This window comes from Haloferax sp. Atlit-48N, assembly GCF_003383015.2.
Classification (GTDB): Archaea; Halobacteriota; Halobacteria; order Halobacteriales; family Haloferacaceae; genus Haloferax; species Haloferax volcanii.
In genome coordinates, this window is the sequence record NZ_CP137689.1 from 2,057,489 (window position 1) to 2,070,811 (window position 13,323).

At 68.2% G+C, this 13,323-nt stretch carries 16 protein-coding genes; 10 read left to right on the plus strand and 6 right to left on the minus strand.

Annotation, left to right across the window (positions count from 1 at the left end; genetic code table 11):
• Positions 1-75 precede the first annotated feature (75 nt).
• Positions 76-1,182, minus strand: a complete 1,107-nt coding sequence (locus DEQ67_RS11110) for a M24 family metallopeptidase (protein ID WP_115891473.1) — start codon at positions 1,180-1,182, stop codon at positions 76-78.
• Between the two features lie 148 nt (positions 1,183-1,330).
• Between DEQ67_RS11110 and DEQ67_RS11115 the strand changes: the two genes are divergently transcribed.
• From DEQ67_RS11115 to DEQ67_RS11135, 5 genes are all read left to right on the plus strand, one after another.
• Positions 1,331-2,122, plus strand: coding sequence for a COX15/CtaA family protein (locus DEQ67_RS11115; RefSeq protein WP_188148678.1), 792 nt, complete (start codon positions 1,331-1,333; stop codon positions 2,120-2,122).
• Positions 2,123-2,410: 288 nt separating this feature from the next.
• Positions 2,411-3,322, plus strand: a complete 912-nt coding sequence (locus DEQ67_RS11120; RefSeq protein WP_115802943.1) for a basic amino acid ABC transporter substrate-binding protein — start codon at positions 2,411-2,413, stop codon at positions 3,320-3,322.
• A gap of 43 nt (positions 3,323-3,365) precedes the next feature.
• Positions 3,366-4,196, plus strand: coding sequence for an amino acid ABC transporter permease (locus DEQ67_RS11125; protein ID WP_004042323.1), 831 nt, complete (start codon positions 3,366-3,368; stop codon positions 4,194-4,196).
• A complete protein-coding gene (locus tag DEQ67_RS11130; protein WP_004042321.1) occupies positions 4,193-4,921 on the plus strand; it encodes an amino acid ABC transporter ATP-binding protein in 729 nt (242 codons plus the stop codon). The genes DEQ67_RS11125 and DEQ67_RS11130 overlap by 4 nt, the downstream gene beginning before the upstream one ends.
• Before the next feature lie 70 nt (positions 4,922-4,991).
• Positions 4,992-5,222 (plus strand): hypothetical protein, encoded by a 231-nt coding sequence (locus tag DEQ67_RS11135; RefSeq protein WP_115802944.1) that lies wholly within the window; start codon positions 4,992-4,994, stop codon positions 5,220-5,222.
• Positions 5,223-5,269: 47 nt separating this feature from the next.
• Here DEQ67_RS11135 and DEQ67_RS11140 read toward each other — a convergent pair whose 3' ends face one another.
• The 3 genes from DEQ67_RS11140 to DEQ67_RS11150 form a co-directional block, all read right to left on the minus strand.
• Complete coding sequence (locus tag DEQ67_RS11140) at positions 5,270-6,331, minus strand: zinc-binding dehydrogenase (protein ID WP_004042318.1); 1,062 nt, start codon at positions 6,329-6,331, stop codon at positions 5,270-5,272.
• An 88-nt stretch (positions 6,332-6,419) separates the two neighbouring features.
• Positions 6,420-7,895 carry a replication factor C large subunit gene (locus DEQ67_RS11145; protein WP_115802946.1) on the minus strand — a complete coding sequence of 492 codons (1,476 nt, stop codon included), beginning with the start codon at positions 7,893-7,895 and terminating at the stop codon, positions 6,420-6,422.
• A gap of 137 nt (positions 7,896-8,032) precedes the next feature.
• The gene (locus DEQ67_RS11150) at positions 8,033-8,425 is read right to left on the minus strand and encodes a hypothetical protein (protein WP_115860853.1); all 393 of its coding nucleotides are present in this window, start codon (positions 8,423-8,425) and stop codon (positions 8,033-8,035) included.
• Between the two features lie 206 nt (positions 8,426-8,631).
• Here DEQ67_RS11150 and DEQ67_RS11155 point away from each other — a divergent pair, with 206 nt between their 5' ends.
• The 3 genes from DEQ67_RS11155 (at position 8,632) to DEQ67_RS11165 (ending at position 10,680) form a co-directional block, all read left to right on the plus strand.
• Complete coding sequence (locus DEQ67_RS11155; protein ID WP_115860855.1) at positions 8,632-9,270, plus strand: GNAT family N-acetyltransferase; 639 nt, start codon at positions 8,632-8,634, stop codon at positions 9,268-9,270.
• Entirely contained in the window at positions 9,267-9,914 is a 648-nt protein-coding gene (locus tag DEQ67_RS11160) for a GNAT family N-acetyltransferase (RefSeq protein WP_008607112.1), read from the plus strand. The genes DEQ67_RS11155 and DEQ67_RS11160 overlap by 4 nt, the downstream gene beginning before the upstream one ends.
• Before the next feature lie 184 nt (positions 9,915-10,098).
• Positions 10,099-10,680 carry a transporter gene (locus DEQ67_RS11165; protein WP_115802949.1) on the plus strand — a complete coding sequence of 194 codons (582 nt, stop codon included), beginning with the start codon at positions 10,099-10,101 and terminating at the stop codon, positions 10,678-10,680.
• 55 nt (positions 10,681-10,735) lie between these two features.
• Here the strand turns inward: DEQ67_RS11165 and DEQ67_RS11170 are convergent, their stop codons facing one another.
• Both DEQ67_RS11170 and DEQ67_RS11175 read right to left on the minus strand, forming a co-directional pair.
• Complete coding sequence (locus DEQ67_RS11170) at positions 10,736-11,275, minus strand: GNAT family N-acetyltransferase (protein WP_115802950.1); 540 nt, start codon at positions 11,273-11,275, stop codon at positions 10,736-10,738.
• Between the two features lie 88 nt (positions 11,276-11,363).
• Positions 11,364-12,020: a metal-dependent hydrolase gene (locus DEQ67_RS11175; protein ID WP_115802951.1), complete on the minus strand. Its 657-nt coding sequence runs from the start codon at positions 12,018-12,020 to the stop codon at positions 11,364-11,366.
• Positions 12,021-12,160: 140 nt separating this feature from the next.
• Here DEQ67_RS11175 and DEQ67_RS11180 point away from each other — a divergent pair, with 140 nt between their 5' ends.
• Together DEQ67_RS11180 and DEQ67_RS11185 are read left to right on the plus strand one after the other, a co-directional pair.
• On the plus strand, positions 12,161-12,868 hold the full coding sequence (locus DEQ67_RS11180) for a helix-turn-helix domain-containing protein (RefSeq protein ID WP_004062555.1): 708 nt from the start codon (positions 12,161-12,163) through the stop codon (positions 12,866-12,868).
• 140 nt (positions 12,869-13,008) lie between these two features.
• Positions 13,009-13,311, plus strand: coding sequence for a DUF5789 family protein (locus DEQ67_RS11185; RefSeq protein ID WP_115860857.1), 303 nt, complete (start codon positions 13,009-13,011; stop codon positions 13,309-13,311).
• The last annotated feature ends 12 nt before the right edge of the window (positions 13,312-13,323 follow it).

Genomic DNA, 13,323 nt, shown 5'->3' on the forward strand with positions numbered 1-13,323 from the left:
CTTCGACAATAGTCGAATCCCCGACGGACGGCGGCGAGGTCGCGGCGACGAATCGACGCCGCTCCGCTCGAAAAATTACTCCGGTTCGATGTGAAGAATTTCCGGCCGTTCGAGTTCGACCGTCTCGTCGGCGTCGGTCACGGTCCGTGTCGGCCAGCGGCCGGTCATGGTCAGCGGCTCGACGCCCTCGTCAGTGACGAGCGCGGTTCCCTCGCTCTTTGCGCCCTGAATGGTCGGGTTGTAGGCGTAGCCCATCGGCGCGTGGACCTCGTCGTCGGCGTCGGGCGTGGCGAACCACTCGCGGCCGGCGAACCCGGCCGCGCCGCCTTGATGGTGGTTCAGCCACTCCTCGGACTCGCCAACCGAGTCGTAGGCGTCGCGGATGGCGTCGAACACGTCGCCCGCAGTACCGCCCTCCGCGGCCGCTTTTCGGGTCGCCGCCAGCGCCTCCGTCTCGACCTGCATCGCCCCCTCGTGGCGGGTTTCGAGCCACTCGGGCGCGTCGAACGCGACGGTCCGCGTGCAACTCGCGTAGAGGCCGCCGCGCTGAGCCGTCACCGAGACGAGCGCGTAGTCACCGAGTTCCTCCTGTTTGGGCGTGTAGTGGCGGTAGTTCTGGGCGCGTCGTCCGCCCCCGACGAGCACGACCGGAGCTTCGATGCCCATCGCGCTGAGCGTGACTTTCAGACCGGAGGCGACCTCGTGTTCGGTGTCGCCCGGCGCGAGTTCGCGGCAGACCCGCTCGACGGCGCTCGCCGCGTCGCGGCCGAGTTCGCGGTAGGCCTCGATGTCGGCGTCCGAAAGCGGCTGGCGGACGGCCGCGGCGTCGACGTCCTCGAAGCCGGGCACGTCGAAGTCGGCGGCGGCGGGGGTCGGCGAGACGGCTTCGACGCCGGACGCCAGCGAGCCCTCGTACCACTGGAAGCGGTGGACGCGGACGTCCTCGTGGGGGACCTCCTCGTGGAGCAGGCGGGTCGCTTCGATGTTGTCTGTCACGACGTGGAACTCGTCGCCATCGTAGCCGGCGGCGGCGACGCCCAACGGCGAGTCGCGGTCGACGACGTTGTCGCCGCCGAGGAGCCACGCGAAGGAGTTCGGTCGGGCGAACCAGACCGCTTCGAGGCCGTTGTCGTCGAGGTAGCCATCGAGTCGGTCCGCTCGGGATTCGAGTCGCTCGTCCATGTTCGCGCGTCCAACCGAACGGACTTGAATGGGACGGCTCCGCTCTGTGACGCCTTCGAGGACCATACCGACGAAATATAAGTTCGCTCGGTCCTGACCCACGCGTATGACACCTCGGCTTCGCCGCCTCCTCGCGGGGGCCGCCGCGATGACCGGCGTCCTGATGGTCCTCGGCGTGTACACCGCCGCCGCGGGCGCGGGTCTCACCTGCGCCGGGCGCTGGCCGTTCTGCGACGGCTTCCTCGGCCTGTTCCCGGCCAACTGGGGCAGCTTCCTCGAATGGTTCCACCGCCTCGTCGCCATGCTCACCGGCTTTCTCATCCTCGGGACGACCGTGCAGGCGTGGCGCGAAGGCGTCGCAAAAGGGGTCCGCTACGCGCTCGTCGTCGCCACGGTCATCCTCCCGTTCCAAATCGTCCTCGGGGCGCTCACCGTCACCGAGTACGAGTGGGTCATCCTCACCGCCCACTACGTGGTCGCGACCTCCATCTTCACCGCCGTCGTCGCCGCCGCCGCGTGGGGACTCGTCGACCGCGGCGTCCCCCGCATCGCCGACGCGGTCAGGCTCGCGCTCGTCGGCGCGCCCGTCATGCTCGTCCTCGCGCCCCACGCGTTCGTCTCCTTCGGCCCGACGACGCAGGCCGTCTACTACGTCGTCGGCCTCGCCACCTACGCCGCGCTCCTCGCCGTCACGCTCTGGGCGAACGCCGCCCACGGCCCGCGGGCGGACGCCTACGGCCGGCTCAGGTTCGTCACCGCGCCCGCGAGCGTCGTGGTCGTCGCGCTCCTCATCGCCGGCCGGCAGGTGTACGGCCCGGTGCTCGAACTCGCCCACCTCGGCGGAACCGTCCTCGCGCTCGTCCTCGTCGTCGGCGCGGCGGTCCTCGTCCGCGGCGGCCTCCCCGTGCCGCAGGCTGGCGAGCTGAACGACGCCGACTGACGACGGGCATCGGCGCGGCTCACTGCTCCTCGCGGCTCCTCGCAGTCACTCTTTGGGCAGCTCGGTTGGTTCCGTCGGCAACGATTCCGCCGTCTACCCCAGCAGAGACAATATCTCACGTGATAGTTGTAGATTAATCCGAGAATACGATAGTGTGGTGAAGATGTTTCAGTTAGACATATATCTCACCCATCCACACAATTTCCGGATATTTTTCGTCAATATCGACACGAATTGAGGAGCGGACCGAAGAAGTGTTATATGGTGCTGTGCTACCTGAGGGCTGTTATGGAACGTCGCACCTTTCTGAAGGGCTCCGCCGGAGCCGCGGCCGCGTTCACGCTGGCCGGCTGTCTCGGCGGCGGCGAAGGCGAGAGCGAATCGACCGAGACGACCTCGACGACCGAGGCCGAAACCACCGACTCGACCGACTCGACCGAAACTACCGAATCCGGCGAGGCGAGCGAGCTGCCCGAGACGATTACTATCGGTTCGGACATTCCGTACCGTCCGTTCGAGTACGAGACGACCGAAGGCGACCTCACCGGGTTCGACGTCGACATCGCAGAGGCCGTCTTCGATGGTCAACTCGGCATCGACTACGAGTTCAAGCCGACGAGTTTCGACTCCATCATCCCCTCGCTGAACAACAACAACTTCCGCATCATCATGTCCGCGATGACCATCAACGACCAACGCGCGCAGGAGGTCGACTTCTCGGACCCCTACTTCACCGCGTACCAGACGGTCATCGTCCGGCAGGACAGCGACATCCAGTCCAGAGAGGACCTCCGCGGGACGACCGTCGGCGTCCAGAAGGGCACCACCGGCGCCGACGCCGCCCTGGAGTTACAGGAGGAGTTCGACGGCGAACTGGAACTCAACCAGTACGACCAGGTCACCGGCGCGTTCCAGGCCCTCGTCAACGGGCAGGTCGTCGCCGTCATCAACGACAACACCGTCAACGCGGAGTTCGTCAACAACCAAGGCGAAGGGGAGGTCCGCTTCCTTCAGGGCGAGGGCGCGGCCGCCGAGTCCGGCGAGAACGCCCCCGATTACCTCACGCTCACCGTCGAGAACTACGGCATCGCGTTCCGTCAGGACGACGACGAGTTCCGCCAGCGGGTGAACGAGGCGCTCGCCGCTATCAAGGAGAACGGGACGTACGACGAGATATACGCCGAGTACTTCGAGGGCTGAACGCGGCCCCCTTTTTTATCGACTGACAGAGACACTCGAACTCATGGCAGACACATACTCAGGGGCGACCGCCGAGGACGGTGACCACGGGAGCGGCGGGTTCATCGACGACACGAGCCTGAAGTGGCTCGGCGTGGGGCTGTCGAGTCTGTTCGCGCTCGCCGTCTTGGCGCTCGTCGCTTACATCGTCGCCACGCAGGTCGACTTCGCGCTGATGCGGACCATCCTTCCGCAGTTCGTTGATGCGTACCTCTTGGTGCTCCAAATCGTCGTCATCGGCGGTATCCTCTCGGTGACCGCCGGCGTGTTCGTCGGCCTCGCGCGCGTCTCGAAGACGGCGATAACGAACGGCATCGCGACGGCGTACGTCCAGTTCTTCCGCGGGACGCCCCTTCTGTTCCAGATATTCGTCATCTACTTCGGCATCCCGACGCTGTGGCCGGGGACGTTCCCGGTACAGAACTGGGGGTTCCCGACGGCCATCATCGCGCTGACGCTGAACCACGCCGCCTACGTCGGCGAGGCGGTCCGCGGCGGTATCGGGGCCGTCCCCGACGGGCAGATGGAGGCGGCCCGGTCGCTCGGCATGGGCTACATCCAGGGGATGCGCGAGGTGGTCGTCCCGCAGGCGTGGCGCAACGCCCTCGCGGCCATCGGTAACGACCAGGTCATCCTCGTGAAGGACACCTCACTGCTCACCATCATCGCCATCCCCGAACTGATGCAGGCGTTCCGGAGCGTCAACAGCGCGACGTTCGACCCGTGGACGCCGCTCGTCCTCGTCGCCATCGCGTACCTCTCGATAACGCTGCCGCTGATGCGACTCGTGACCTACTTGGAGGAGCGCTCGGATTGGGGAGGTGACCGCCGATGAGTCTGCTTGAATTCGACGAGGTGAACAAGTACTTCGGCGACACGCACGTCCTGAAAGACGTCGACCTGAACGTCGAAGAGGGCGAAGTGTGCGTCGTCATCGGCCCCTCGGGGTCCGGAAAGTCGACGCTGCTTCGCTGTGCGAACCGCCTCGAAGAGATTCAGGGCGGCGAGATTCGCCTCGAAGGCCAGTCCATCTCCGCGGCCGACGCTGACATCAACCGCCTGCGCCAGCGCATCGGCATGGTGTTCCAGAGCTTCAACCTCTTTCCCCACAAGACGGCGCGGGAGAACGTGACGCTCGCACCCACGAAGGTGAAAGGGCTCAAGAAAGGAGACGCCGAGCGCCGCGCCGACGAACTGCTCGACCGCGTCGGCCTCGGCGCGCAGTCGAACTCCTACCCGAACCAACTGTCCGGCGGCCAGCAACAGCGCGTCGCCATCGCCCGCGCGCTCGCCATGGACCCCCACGTGATGCTGTTCGACGAGGTCACGAGCGCGCTCGACCCCGAACTCGTCGGGGAGGTGCTCGACGTGATGCACGACCTCGCCGACGAGGGCATGACGATGCTCGTCGTCACCCACGAGATGGGCTTCGCCCGCGAGGTGGGCGACCGCATCGTCCTCATGGCCGACGGCGAAGTCGTCGAGGACTCGCCGCCCGAGGTGTTCTTCGAGAACCCGAAGACCGACCGCGGCAAGCAGTTCCTCTCGAAACTGCTCTGAGCCGAGGTAGCCGGGCACACACCCGGAATCTTCCAACAAGCTTATCCCCCGAAACGCCGCTTCCTGCGGCATGAACTACGCTCCCCGCGAATTCAGTCACGAACCGCCCGATTGCGAACACACCAAGGCCGTTCTCTTCTGTCAGACCTGCGGTCGCGCCGCCGATATCGACGAGTGGCCCGAACAGACGCACGACGGCCGGACGGTCCGACTCGACTGCCCGGACTGCGGCGAGGTCGTCTGGCGCGGGCTAGATGATGAGGCCTCTGAAGAGCGTCGAGCGCCGACGCCGACGCCCTGACCCGGTACCGAGCCGAGTCAACGAGCGCGAACCGCCCAACCCCGATTTTACGGAACCATCACTTCGACGCCGACGGTGTCGTAGTCGGTCATCGCGGCCAGTCGCTCGGGCACCTCGTCGAGCGAGACGGTTTTCGTCACGAGCGACCCGGGGTCGACAGCGTCCGACGCGAGCAGCGAGAGCAGGTCGTCGGCGTTCGTCGGCGGCATCCCGCGCGCGCCGAGGAACGACACCTCGTGTCGCGTCATCCAGTCGGTCGGCAGCGACACGTTCCCCTTTTCGGCCTCGGTCGTCAGCCCGACCTGTACGTGCGAGCCCCGCGGCCGGACCGAACGAACCGAGTTCCGGCAGGTCTCCGCGACGCCGAGCGCGTCGAGCGAGACGTGCGCCCCGCCGTCGGTCAGTCCGCGGATGGCGTCAACCGGGTCCTCCGCGGAGCCGTCGACGACGGCGTCAGCGCCGAGGTCGGCCGCGGCGTCGAGCGCGGACTCGCGCACGTCGACCGCGACGACGCGCGCGCCGAGGACGTTCGCCACCTGAATCGTCGAGAGGCCGACGCCGCCGCAGCCGTGGACGGCGACCCACTGGCCGGCGCGGAGGCCGGCGCGGGCGTCGAGGGCGTTGTACGCCGTCATGAATCGGCAGCCGAGCGCGGCCACGTCGGTCGGTAAGACATCCTCGGGGAGCTGAATCGCGTTGTAATCGGCGGACGGGAGATGTACTAACTCCGCGAACGCGCCCTGCGCGGCGGGTTCGAAGCCGAGGGCGTGGGGGTGGTCGCCCGTACAGACGTTGCCGTGGCCGGTCTGGCAGTAGCCGCACGAACCGCAGGCGAGATTGAAGGGTAAGGCGACGCGGTCGCCCTCCCGAATCGTCTCGACGCGGTCGCCGGCCTCGACGACGCGGCCGGCGGGCTCGTGGCCGAGAATCTGCCCGGACGGGACCGCGTCGTCGGCCCACTCGCCGTGCCCCATCCACGAGTGCCAGTCGCTCCGGCAGATACCGCAGGCCTCGACTTCGACGACGACGCCGTCGGCGTCGCACGTCGGGTCGGGTACTTCCGTCACGTCGAGCGGTTCACCGTGTTCGCGGAGGACTGCGGCTCTCATACGCGCGGTTCGTCGGGCGGCCCCAAAAAGCTCCGCGTGGCGTCAATCCCGCCTGTCGTGCAGCGGACAAAATGCGGCGCAGTCCCGTTCAGAAGAAGTCGTCGAGGCCGGACTGCCCGTCGTCGGTCGAGGCGTCGGTGTCGTCGCTTTCGGCCGACTCGTCGGCGTCGGCGTCGCGGTCGAGTACGTCGTCCGTTCCGTCGTCTGCTCCGTTACCATCGTCGCCGTCGGCCGCGGCGTCGTCGTCGACGGATACGCCTTCCATGCCGGCGAACGCGCCGGCGGCGTGTTCCTCGACCAGTTCCTCGCGGAGTTCGCCGGCATCCTCGACGATTGACTGGACCTTGTTCGTCGTCTCGCCGCTCCCGGTGACGAAGGAGACGTGCGACTCGTCGAACTCGTAGTAGGCGGCCATGGCGACGGTCAGTTCGCGGGGCTTGCAGTGGTGGGTGATGGCCGAGAGGTACGGCAGGACCTCGCGGCGGGCGGTCGCCATGCTGAAGCCACCCTGTGCCGCGATTTTCCGGACGACGGTGTCGCGGGTCTTGTCGCGGGTCGAGCGGTAGGGCGCGCCGCCGTAGCGGGTCCACCCGCCGCGGGTTCGGTCGCGGGAGGCCGCGACGCCGGCGGCGAGGTTGTCGGTCGCGTAGCGCCAATAAGAGTAGTTCTGCGTGGCGCGCACGCGGCCGAGCCAGCGGTCGGCGTTGGCGAGGAAGTCGTAGGCGCGGGCGAGTTCGTCGGGTTCGTAGACGAGCGACACCTTGTCCTCGACCCACTTCGTGAGGTCGTCGGGCGTCTCGTCCACGTCGTAGGCGGTGTACAGCGCGTCCTGCGCGGACTCCTCTTTGAGGACGGCGTCGAGGAACTCGAACAGGCCGACAGAGCGGTCGCGGTCGCCCATGACCACGTCCTCTTCGGTGATTTTCTCGCGGCCCTCGGCGATGGCTTGGAGGTCGTTGACGGCCGAGCGCAGGTCACCGCTGTTCATCTCGGCGATGCGGTCGAGCGCGTCGGACTCGAACTCCAGTCCCTCCTTGCGGCAGATGTCGCGGAGGACGGGGACGATAGAGCGGGCGGACACGTCGCGGAACTCGATTTCCTGACAGGCGTTCCGGAGCCCGCGGCTCATGTCGTAGAACTCGTTGGCGATGAGGACGATGGGCTGGCTCGACGACTTGACGAGGCGGGTGACGGCGCTGGCCCCGCCGCGGTCGTAGTTGCCGTGGATGTTGTCGGCCTCGTCGAGGATGACCAACTGCCGGGTGGACGTGCCCGCGGAGGAACCGGCGAGCGTCGCGTTCTTCGCGGCGCGGCCGGCGAAGCGTTCGATGACGTCGCCGGTCCGCTGGTCCGACGCGTTCAACTCGACCGTCTCCCAGCCCATGTCGGCGGCGAGCGCGTGGGCCGCGGAGGTCTTTCCGATGCCCGGGCTCCCGTGGACGACGACGGCCTCCCGGTGGTCGTCCCACGTCTTGGCCCACTCCGCGAGGGCGTCGCGGGCCTTGTTGTTGCCGCGGACCTCGGAGAGCGTCGATGGGCGGTACTTCTCCGTCCAGTCTACCATTACCGGAAGGAGGACCGAGGCGCGTTTAGTGGTTGCGGAGCGCCGCGCGCCGGCCGGACGCTCCCACCGGAAGCGCCCGAACTACCGGGGCGGCTCACCGGCTCAGACGCCCCACCGCGCCGTCTTACCGCGCCGTCTCACCACGCCGACCGCCGCGCCCGGTTCCGGGCGTCGACGAGCGACCAACCGAGCGCCGCCAGCGTGGCGAGGCAGACGACGAAAAGCGCCACGACGACGCCGACCCGCCCGACGCCGGCGTAGTAGCCGGCGCTGTCGATGACGCCGGCGAAAAGCAGGCCGAAGGCGACGAGACTGAGCGGCCGCGCCCACAACTGTCTCCGAACGAGACCCATGCCCGTCGCCAGAAGCGACATCCCGGTCAGCCCCCCCAACACGAGCGACGCGAACAGCGAAAACGGGTCGGTCCGCGGTTCCATCACCGGACCGCCGTCGACGGTCAACACCCAGATGGCCAGCGTCACGGCTCCCGTGACGAGCGCGTAGCCGCCCACCGTTCGCTCCCAGTCCATCTCGTTGCACTCCGTTCCCGTCCTCGCTAGACGCGCTCCCGCCACAAATACGCATCTCCGGGTTCTCGCGCGGGAGAACGTGTGTGCGCTCGGAACGTGTTCGAATCCGACGGGTTCGAGAGCGGCGACCGTCCCGGGCGTGTTCCACGCAATCATATGTCAATGTTCAGAAAACTTATTAGCGCCCTCCGAGTGGACTCCGTTCCATGTTCCCCGACGAAATCGTCACCCCGCGGCTCAGGCTCCGCGCCCTGTCGCGGGCGGTCGTCGACCCGTTGGACGCCTACGACCACTTCGCCGCCTCGCGGTCGGACACCATCGAAGAGGAGACGAAGTTCGTCACGTGGGGCCCCCACGAGACGCCCAAGGAGACGCTGGAGTTCCTCGAACGGGCCGAAGAAGGCCACGAGTCCGCGGAAAACGCCGTCTACGCCGTCATCCCCCGCGACGGCGAGGACGGCGCGGGCGAGTTCGCCGGCACCGCCGGGTTCAACCCCGAGTGGGACAAGCGCCGGGCCGTCTTCGGGATGTGGCTCCGCAAGGAGTTCTGGGGCCGCGGCTACTCCGGCGAGCGGGCGGCCGCGTTCTTCGCCGCGGTCTTCGACGTGCTCGACCTCGACGTGGCGCTCGCGTACGCCATGCCCGAAAACGAGGCGTCGTGTCAAGCAATCGAGAAGTACACCGACCGCTTCGGCGGGGGAGAAGACGGCCTGTTTCCCAACGAGACCGTCGACGCCGGCGGCACCCCGCGCGACGTTCGCGGCTGGTCCGTGACCCGCGAACAGTGGGAGGCCGCCACCGGCGGCGACTACGACGCCGAGTTCCGCTGGGAGGGCCGCGAGTGAGCGACCTCTACCCCGCGGTCGTCGAGACGCCGCGGCTTCGATTGGTCGCCCGCCGCCCGAAACACATCGGCGTCCACGAGGCGTACGAACTCTGTTCGGCCCCCGAGATGGACGACGTGACGCGGCACATGCCGTGGTCGCGCCACGAGACGCCAAAGGTGACGAAGGAGTTTCTCGACCGCGGGGAGTCGAGTTGGACCGACGCCGAGAGCGCCGACTACGCGATTATCCCGCGCGAGAGCGAGGACGGCGCGGGCGAGATTGCGGGGTTCGGCGGACTCCACACGGAGTGGGACCGCCGCGTCGGAGAACTCGGCTTGTGGCTCCGCCCGCGCGACTGGGGCCGCGGTTACTCGGGCGAGCGCGCCGCGGCGCTGGCGGCGCTCGCGTTCGACGTACTCGACCTCGACGTCGTCTCGGTGTCGCACGTCGCGGACAACGAGAAATCGAAACGCGCTATCGAGAAGTACATGGCGGCGCTCGGCGGCGACCGCGACGGCCGCGAGCGAAACAGCATCGTCATCGACGGCGAGCCGGCCGACGAACTCCGATACAGCGTCGCCCGCGAGGACTGGCTGGCGACGACCGGCGGCGACTACGACGCCGAGTTCCGCTGGAGCCTCGACCCCGACGACGTTCGCTGAGCCGACTCGATTCGCCGCCGGGGACTGCACCGAGGACCGCGCCGGCGACGACGCGGCCGCCCTCCAGACCGCCGTGAGCGCGGGTCGCGGTGTGGACGCCTCGTCTCGTCACATCGTACCGCGAGACGACCACTCACGGCGGCCACGAGACATTTACGGGAGAACGACAATCGGTTCCGACACGATGTCAACGACACCTGAATCGACGCCCGGTTCCACACCATCGACGCTTCGGTCGGTCGGCAGCGGCGGCGTCGCCGGTCTCGGGGCGGCCCTGTTCGGCTACCTCGTGACCTACCTTTTGACCTCCTCGACTATCGAGAACTCGACGGCCAGTCAGGTGCTCGAAGCCCTCGGCTCCGACGTCTCGACGTGGAAGGTCGTCGGTTGGGTGTTCATGAGCGCCCACGGCGTGACGACCCGGTTCCCCGGCCTGTTCGGAACGACCTCCAGCGCGAACCTCATCGAAGGCGTCGAGGCGTTCTCGCCGGTGCTCTACGTCGTGCCCGTGGTCGCGCTGCTCGCTGCGGGCGCGCTCGCGGCCGTCGTCGGCGGCGCGTCCTCGCCGCGGGAGGGCGCGCTGGCCGGCGCGGGAACCACGGTCGGCTACCTCGTCTTCGCGCTCGCCGGTATCGCACTTTTCACCGTCTCCGTCGGCGACGCGGCCGTCAGCCCCGACCCGGTCACGTCAGCGCTCCTCGCGGGCGTCGCATACCCCGCCGTTCTCGGCACCGTCGGCGGCGTCGCGGCCACGGCGCTCCGGTAGTCACGGACGCCCGCCCGTTCGGTTCTCCGTTCTCCGGTCCCGCACGTGTTCCGGCTCAGAGGTCGCGCGCGACCAGTTCGCCCCAGTGGTCGAAGCCGTAGCGCTCGTAGAACGCTCGCGCCCGACCGTTCGCCTCGTCCACGTCGAGGACGATTCGGTCCAAGGGGAGGTCCTGCGAGCGCGCGTGGGCCAACACAGCGTCCATGAGTTCGTCGGCGGCGCCCGAGCCGCGGTAGTCGGCGTCGAGAAACAGTTCGTTGAGGACGGCGGCGTCCCAGATGAACGTCATCTCCTCGGGGAGCGCGAAGGCGTAGCCGACGAGCGTCGCGTCCTCGCTCTTGCCGCTCTGTTCGCCGTCCGACACCGCTTCGGCGACGACGACGCAGCCGGGGTCGTCGGTCGCACAGCGCTCGACCCACGAGAGATATCGCTCGCGGTAGTCGTCCGTGAGTTTCGCCTCGTACGTGGAAAGCTTGTCGTCGCCGCCGGTCCCCGCGCCGAGACCGAGTTCGAATCCGCGTTTCAGTTCCCAGAACGCGGCCGCATCGCCCGGTTCGTACGGCCGCACCTCGACGCCGTCCGGTGTCTCGCTCATGCACGCGGATGGGTCGCCGTCGGTTATGAACGCTCGGAGTCGCGGCCGCGTTCCCGGCTCGCCCCAATTCGGTCGTCGGCTCGCCCCGTCACTCAGCCGGTTCGCCCGCCGGCCCGCGAAGCCGCTCCGACAGGAGCCGTCCGCCGACCACGCCCGCGCCGAGCACGACGAGCATCAGTTCCGTCCCCGACGAGGCGAGGGGGGCCACCCGCTCGACGGTTTCGGGCTCCGCGCCCGGCGACGGGTCGACCACGGTGCTGTAATGGAGCGTCTCCGTCGTCGGCGGCGGCGACGCGGGCCGTAGCTCGACGAACGTCTGGACGAACCCGCGCGTGCTCGACCACTCGGCGCGCCCGCTAATCGAGTAGAACGCGTCGTGAAGCGGGTAGAAGGCGTTGACGCCGTTGGTGAACAGGTCGGGGAAGATGCCGCCGCAGAGGAGCGCGGCGACGCCGACCCACGCGACTGCGACCCCCCGAGCGCCCCAGCGACCGCGAATCGCGGAGCGTTCGGGGTCCCGCATCCGCGTGTCGTAGGCCACGAGCGCGGCGAGGACGAGCGGGAGCAACAGCGTGTGGAGGAGCGCGCGGTGACTGCCGGGCAGGAGCGTGCTGGTGAACGAGTCGAGGTCGGGGACCGCGGCGGCGACGAGCGCGACGCCGACCGACCGGGCGTCGAACCAGCGACCGAGGAGGCCGGCACCGACGAGTCCGCCGACGGCGACGTGGACGAGGGTCGATGGCATACCGCGTAGTGGTCGGCCGACGACCTTCAGAGTTCCCACGGGGTTCGTCACGCGACGACTACCACTTTCGACATCCTTTTGCGGGATACTCACGCAGGTTGTCCCATGACTCACTCGTCGGACGGGCCGAGGTGTTCGCGATGACCGCGGCACCGCGCGACGACCTCGCCCGCCGCATCGCGGGCGAGATTACCCTCTCGGACGACCCCGGCGCGACGCTCCGGAAGTGGCGGACCGACTTCGACATCTCCCAGACGGCGCTCGCCGAGCAGTTGGACGTGTCGTCGTCGGTCGTCTCCGACTACGAGAGCGGCCGCCGCGAGAGCCCCGGTATCGGCGTCATCCGCCGGATGGTCGAAGCGCTCCTCGACATCGACGAGGCCCGCGGCGGCAGTCGCATCCGGCAGTACGCCCGCGTCCTCTCGGCCGGCTTCGAGAGCGACATCGTCCAGGACCTCCGGGAGTACCCCACGTCGATTCCGCTCGATAGCTTCTACGACGCCATCGGCGCGACCCCCATCGTCGACGGCGACCAAGACCGCATCAGCGGCCACACCGTCATCAACAGCATTCAGGCAATCACGCGGCTCTCCTCCGAGGAGTTCTACCGGCTCTACGGGCAGTCGACGAGTCGGGCGCTCGTGTTCACCGGCGTCACCCGCGGCGAGTCGCCGCTCGTCGCCATGCGCGTCGTCACACCGACGCCGAACGCCGTCGTCCTCCACGGCCTCTCGGAGGACGACCTCTGGGAGCACGCGCCCGCGCTCGCCACCATCGACGGCTTCGCCCTCGCCGTGACCGACCGCGACTTAGACGAGATGCTCGAAGACCTGCGGAAGCTTCCCTGAGAACGCCGTAGTACCCGTACCCGTTTTCGGTCCGTCTGACCCGATTCGTTCGATTCGTTTCGCTCCCCTTCGGTTCGCATTTCCAGAGTGTCCGCCTGAGGGCGAAAAAAGCCGAAGGGCGGCCGCGACGATGTCCGACCATGGACATTCGCGCCCTCCAATCGCACCTCGAAACGGCGTTCGAGTACCCGGTCACGACCGAGCGCGTGCTGGAACGCGCCGGCGACGTCGAGGTGACCGCGCCGAACGTCGACGACGCGGAGACCGTCGAGACCATCCTCGCCCCGCTCGGCACCGAGACCTACGAGTCGGCCGCCGACCTGTACAACACGATACTCGGGAGCGTGAGCGACGACTACATCGGCAGAAAGTTCTACGACGACCGAGGGGCGGACCCGGCGGATTCGTGGTCGATACTGCCCGACCAGGCGCGGTCGTTCTGACGACCCAGCGCG

What these genes read in the sequence shown, in the direction of transcription:
- DEQ67_RS11110 (WP_115891473.1), bottom strand. Translation starts at nt 1,182, where the DNA reads ATGGACGAGCGACTCGAATCCCGAGCGGACCGACTCGATGGCTACCTC.
- DEQ67_RS11115 (WP_188148678.1), top strand. Translation starts at nt 1,331, where the DNA reads ATGACCGGCGTCCTGATGGTCCTCGGCGTGTACACCGCCGCCGCGGGC.
- DEQ67_RS11120 (WP_115802943.1), top strand. Translation starts at nt 2,411, where the DNA reads ATGGAACGTCGCACCTTTCTGAAGGGCTCCGCCGGAGCCGCGGCCGCG.
- DEQ67_RS11125 (WP_004042323.1), top strand. Translation starts at nt 3,366, where the DNA reads ATGGCAGACACATACTCAGGGGCGACCGCCGAGGACGGTGACCACGGG.
- DEQ67_RS11130 (WP_004042321.1), top strand. Translation starts at nt 4,193, where the DNA reads ATGAGTCTGCTTGAATTCGACGAGGTGAACAAGTACTTCGGCGACACG.
- DEQ67_RS11135 (WP_115802944.1), top strand. Translation starts at nt 4,992, where the DNA reads ATGAACTACGCTCCCCGCGAATTCAGTCACGAACCGCCCGATTGCGAA.
- DEQ67_RS11140 (WP_004042318.1), bottom strand. Translation starts at nt 6,331, where the DNA reads ATGAGAGCCGCAGTCCTCCGCGAACACGGTGAACCGCTCGACGTGACG.
- DEQ67_RS11145 (WP_115802946.1), bottom strand. Translation starts at nt 7,895, where the DNA reads ATGGTAGACTGGACGGAGAAGTACCGCCCATCGACGCTCTCCGAGGTC.
- DEQ67_RS11150 (WP_115860853.1), bottom strand. Translation starts at nt 8,425, where the DNA reads ATGGACTGGGAGCGAACGGTGGGCGGCTACGCGCTCGTCACGGGAGCC.
- DEQ67_RS11155 (WP_115860855.1), top strand. Translation starts at nt 8,632, where the DNA reads ATGTTCCCCGACGAAATCGTCACCCCGCGGCTCAGGCTCCGCGCCCTG.
- DEQ67_RS11165 (WP_115802949.1), top strand. Translation starts at nt 10,099, where the DNA reads ATGTCAACGACACCTGAATCGACGCCCGGTTCCACACCATCGACGCTT.
- DEQ67_RS11170 (WP_115802950.1), bottom strand. Translation starts at nt 11,275, where the DNA reads ATGAGCGAGACACCGGACGGCGTCGAGGTGCGGCCGTACGAACCGGGC.
- DEQ67_RS11175 (WP_115802951.1), bottom strand. Translation starts at nt 12,020, where the DNA reads ATGCCATCGACCCTCGTCCACGTCGCCGTCGGCGGACTCGTCGGTGCC.
- DEQ67_RS11180 (WP_004062555.1), top strand. Translation starts at nt 12,161, where the DNA reads ATGACCGCGGCACCGCGCGACGACCTCGCCCGCCGCATCGCGGGCGAG.
- DEQ67_RS11185 (WP_115860857.1), top strand. Translation starts at nt 13,009, where the DNA reads ATGGACATTCGCGCCCTCCAATCGCACCTCGAAACGGCGTTCGAGTAC.